The organism is Brunnivagina elsteri CCALA 953 (genome assembly GCF_002289455.1).
In the GTDB taxonomy this organism is placed as follows: Bacteria; Cyanobacteriota; Cyanobacteriia; order Cyanobacteriales; family Nostocaceae; genus Brunnivagina; species Brunnivagina elsteri.
In genome coordinates, this window is sequence record NZ_NTFS01000488.1 from 1 (window position 1) to 4387 (window position 4387).

At 35.8% G+C, this 4387-nt stretch carries 4 protein-coding genes and 1 pseudogene; 3 read left to right on the top strand and 2 right to left on the bottom strand.

Features of this window, described 5'->3' with window-relative positions; genetic code table 11:
* Nucleotides 1-837 precede the first annotated feature (837 nt).
* Nucleotides 838-2199 carry a transposase gene (locus CK510_RS26945; protein WP_095724590.1) on the top strand — a complete coding sequence of 454 codons (1362 nt, stop codon included), beginning with the start codon at nt 838-840 and terminating at the stop codon, nt 2197-2199.
* Between the two features lie 169 nt (nt 2200-2368).
* Here the strand turns inward: CK510_RS26945 and CK510_RS26950 are convergent, their stop codons facing one another.
* A complete protein-coding gene (locus tag CK510_RS26950; protein WP_095724591.1) occupies nt 2369-2923 on the bottom strand; it encodes a DUF4334 domain-containing protein in 555 nt (184 codons plus the stop codon).
* 483 nt (nt 2924-3406) lie between these two features.
* Here CK510_RS26950 and CK510_RS26955 point away from each other — a divergent pair, with 483 nt between their 5' ends.
* Together CK510_RS26955 and CK510_RS26960 are read left to right on the top strand one after the other, a co-directional pair.
* Nucleotides 3407-3814: a XisH family protein gene (locus tag CK510_RS26955; RefSeq protein WP_095724592.1), complete on the top strand. Its 408-nt coding sequence runs from the start codon at nt 3407-3409 to the stop codon at nt 3812-3814.
* Entirely contained in the window at nt 3805-4155 is a 351-nt protein-coding gene (locus CK510_RS26960) for a XisI protein (protein ID WP_095724593.1), read from the top strand. Before CK510_RS26955 ends, CK510_RS26960 begins: the two co-directional genes overlap by 10 nt.
* 59 nt (nt 4156-4214) lie before the next feature.
* Here CK510_RS26960 and CK510_RS33690 read toward each other — a convergent pair.
* Nucleotides 4215-4387, bottom strand: a pseudogene (locus CK510_RS33690) (polysaccharide pyruvyl transferase CsaB); the annotation flags it as partial.

Below are 4387 nucleotides of genomic sequence, written 5' to 3' on the forward strand. Positions count from 1 at the left end.
GTACAACGCTGGGGACATGAGTCTCTTTTGGAGGAAAGTCTGGCTTTGACGGCGCAAATGTTGAAGTTGGGAGTAAAAAGTTAGGACTTAGAAATTAGTTCTAATTTATGAAAACCCAGATTCCCGACTTTTTTATGGTCGGGAATTTAATTTGTATAATTTGGTTTATGTTTCAGTTAAAAGTCAAGCGAAGCGTAACTAAATATTCAAATTATGATTAGTTTTATAAACCCAACATGCAAAATCGTTGAAGTGCGATCGCGCTCATTTGTAAGTAAAAATTACTGCCTAATATTCTCTAAATTCCGTAAAAAGCACGAAAAAGACAGTTTTTCACCGATAATTTTAAATTAATTACGTATAATTCATGTGCAGTAGTAATGGAGATTTTTAATTTTATTGTAGGTTGGGTGAAGACGCATGAGGGATATTTGTACCAAATTAATAAATATATATTTGCGTCGTAACCCAACATTTTATGCAATATTGAAAGCGTGAATTTTTATTATCGAATTAATTAGGGTCTGCTGAAAAAGGCTACAAAGCGAATCTAGATGCCACACAGCTTGAATAACGCTGGTTTTAGAGGTCAGAACCAAAATTCACCCCGCGATTTTCCGCCAAAGTGCATGGTTTTTGAGCCTCTAAATGCCATAACGAATAGCACTTGTTCGCTTCAAAAATGATTAAAACCCTTATTTGGCAGAGGTTATAGCTTTAATCAGCAAGCCCTAATTATTTGGTTGTTTAAATCAATACCTTCGCCAAAATAAAGAGAGCTTTCCGTAGTAGAGTTATTGTTTACCACAACCACAACTCAATCGCTACGGAAAGCCCATGCCAGATATATTAGCACTGTTGGAATGCTTGCAACGATATACGACAAGAACAACTTTGAGGCGTTGGAGCAGAATCATATCCGCAATGCTGGCGATGAGTGGAAGAATAACCATGTTGGGCATATCACGATGGTGTGGAAAAGGAGGAAGCTATCGGACAATACAACGATTTTTTGCTCATTCACTACCTTGGGCAATGTTATTTTGGGTGTTTTTTCAAGAACATATATTTTGTAGAAAAGAAACATATATATTAGCAGGAGATGAAGTCGTAGTAAGCAAAGCAGGAAAGAAAAGTTATGGCATTGATCGATTTTTTTCTTCTTTGTATGATAAGCCGATACTGGGATTATCATTTTTTGCATTGTCCTTGGTCAGTGTTGAACAAAGGAAAGCATTTCCTATCAGGATTGAACAAGTAATAAAAACAAAAGTTGAGAATCCAAAAAAATTAAAAAAAGAGACAGAAAAGCCTCAAGAAGAAACAAATCAACAAACTCCAAAAAAGAAGGGTGGGCGACCAAAGGGTAGTAAAAACAAAGATAAAAAAGAAGTAGTTTTTACCTCAGAGCTTCTACGTATTCATAGTCTAATTCAAGATTTACTAAAAAAACTAAGTAAATTTTTGCCGCTAACTTACTTGGTATTAGATGGTCATTTTGGAAATAATAGTGCTGTAGTTATGGCTCGGAAACTGGGTTTACAGTTAATTTGTAAGATGCGGTGTGATTCTGCATTGTACATCCCTTATGAAAATCCAGACCCTAGTCGTAAGTCCCGTCGTAAATACGGAGATAGAATTGACTATTCATCTATACCAGAGAATTTTCTCAAAAAAACCGAGATTGTTGATAATATTCGCACAGATATTTATCAAGCTCAACTTCTTCATAAAGAATTTTCTCAAGCGCTAAATGTCGTTATTTTAGTACGGACAAATATTACAACATCGAGCAGAACCCATGCTATTTTGTTCTCGACTGACTTGAAATTAAGTTATGTGCATGTAATCGATTATTACAGTTTGAGATTTCAAATCGAATTTAATTTTCGCGATGCTAAACAATTTTGGGGACTGGAAGATTTTATGAATGTTAGTAAAAATGCGATAACAAATGCTGCAAATCTGGCATTCTTCATGGTTAATGTTTCACAAGTTTTGCTTTCTCACTTCCGCAAATTTAACCCTGATTTTAGTATTATAGACCTTAAGGCAATGTTCCGAGGTTATAAATATGTTGAGGAAACTATAAAACTCCTTCCGGAAAAACCAGACCCAGTTTTACTCGCAAATATTTTTCACCGAGTTACCAATTTAGGGCGTATCCACCCAGCCGAGCCTTGCTCTAGCAGTTCATAAATTTGGCGAAGGTATTGTTAAATAATTTCTTTTTTCCCAATATCATATGTTGGGTTACGCAAAGCCTCCACCCAACCTACAAGAGATTGCGATACTGTTGAGAATTAGGAGTATAGAAATTAGAAATAGAAATTAGAAATAGAAATTAGAAATAGAAATTAGAAATCGATTAATTATCAACATTAGAAACTCGTCTGAGAATAAAAAAGAACGGTTCGGATAGATTTTTATAATCCATTATTCCCAATACGGAACTATCATCAATTTTGCGAAACGAGTCATTAATTGGTAAAAAATCGTATACCATTGTGGCGCTAACTTTTCCCCGATACTCCATCATTCTCAACCGAGCTTGGCTGGTTTCGGTTTTTTGTAAAGAAGTCGCTAATTTGAGCAAGGGTTTAAAAGCATCATTTTGGATCGCTGGAATTTTCAGCATCCAATCCATCGCGATCGCATTGGGTGCCACCTTGAATATGTGGTTGCGATCGTCCGCAAACAATAAGGGATGAACAGTCTCACTATCGATAAATTCCTTTCCATACCAACCAGAACTTGCCAACATGCCATTCATCGGATGGGATGTGTCAATCTCCGAACCCTGCCAACGTCCGAACATAAAATCTAAATCTACGGGTTCGAGAGGATCGAATAATTGTAGAGCTTCTTCGGTGGTGGTTTTTCTAGTTTCCAGAATTGACTGGTAACTTTGCAATATTTCCATTTTTTATCTCCTATTTTGATTCTTTAATTTTATTGTAGATTGGGTGAAGACGCATGATGAATATCTGTAGCAAATTAATAAATATATATTTGCGTCGTAACCCAACATTTTATCTGACTTTTCACGGCATGTAGAAAAGGTCATTTTGCGCTTTCTCTCAACCCCTATTTTCCGTTACCTATTGTCATCAATTTAATACTCTTGCGAATGAGCCAGTGGAAAAAGCTACGTAGTTTGGTTGGTTGAGGACTTACCGTGAAAAGTCAGAACATTTTATGCAATATTTAAAGCGTGAATTCTTATCATCGAATTAATTATTTGGTTGTTTAAACAATTTCTTTTTTCCCGATATCATGTGTTGGGTTACGGAAATTTTCCACCCAACCTACAATAATTTTTTATATTATGGTGGTAATTAAGTGTGAAAATTTTTAGAGTAATTATTTTGTTAAGATAGAAACAAAATACTGAAACTTATGATTAATGGCTAAAGACCGCTTTCACGATGCTGTTAGAATCGCTCTTGAGAAAGAAGGATGGACAATTACAGCCGATCCTTTGGAAATGAGTGTTGGAGATGTAGACTTTGAAATAGATTTGGCAGCAGAGATGTTAGCTGCGGAACGAGCGGGGGAAAAAATAGCAGTGGAAATCAAGAGTTTCATTGGACGCTCAAATGTGTCAGATTTTCATACCGCACTCGGACAATTTATGAATTACAAATTTGCACTTGAGGAATTTGAAGCAGAAAGAAAACTTTATCTTGCGATTCCCGAATCAATTTATAACTCATTTTTCCAGCGTCGTTTTGTTCGTTCAGTAATTGAAAGAACTGAAATTCAGCTATTAGTTTATGATGAAAAAAAGGAGGTTATTATCCAATGGCTATAGAGGAATACCGTCAAATAATCAAACAATTGATTTTAGAACGGGCAGAAAGACGATCGCATCAACCGATAACTCCTGAAGGGGAAGGGATTGAAACCCAAGCTGTGATAGATTGCGATCGCGATCGCTATTTATTATTGCATACTGGTTGGCGCGGTAATCGTCGAACACATGGATGCAGTTTACATCTCGATATTATCAATGGCAAAATCTGGATTCAACATGATGGAACTGAAGTTGGTATTGCTACCCAATTGTTAGAGATGGGTGTACCAAATGATGATATTGTTTTGGCTTTTCATTCTCCTTATATACGTCAATTTACGGAGTTCGCGACCCATTAAATATGATAAAAAGTCTGCAAAAAATCCATTTATTTTTAATTGACAAATGAATAAAAATATCACCTCAAAGCATCACTCAATACTGCTTTGTGAATCGATGCTCTATCTAATAAAAACTGAATTTTATCTGACGATAAAGACTCACCATTAGCGTAATGTTCAATCCAAGCTGTACTAATTTCATTCGCGTCTTCAGGTAAATTTGCCAAATCCCAACCTGGCATATCTGTAT

Coding starts and splice junctions, on each gene's coding strand:
- CK510_RS26950 (WP_095724591.1), bottom strand. CDS start 2,923: ATGGAAATATTGCAAAGTTACCAGTCAATTCTGGAAACTAGAAAAACC.
- CK510_RS26945 (WP_095724590.1), top strand. CDS start 838: ATGCCAGATATATTAGCACTGTTGGAATGCTTGCAACGATATACGACA.
- CK510_RS26955 (WP_095724592.1), top strand. CDS start 3,407: ATGGCTAAAGACCGCTTTCACGATGCTGTTAGAATCGCTCTTGAGAAA.
- CK510_RS26960 (WP_095724593.1), top strand. CDS start 3,805: ATGGCTATAGAGGAATACCGTCAAATAATCAAACAATTGATTTTAGAA.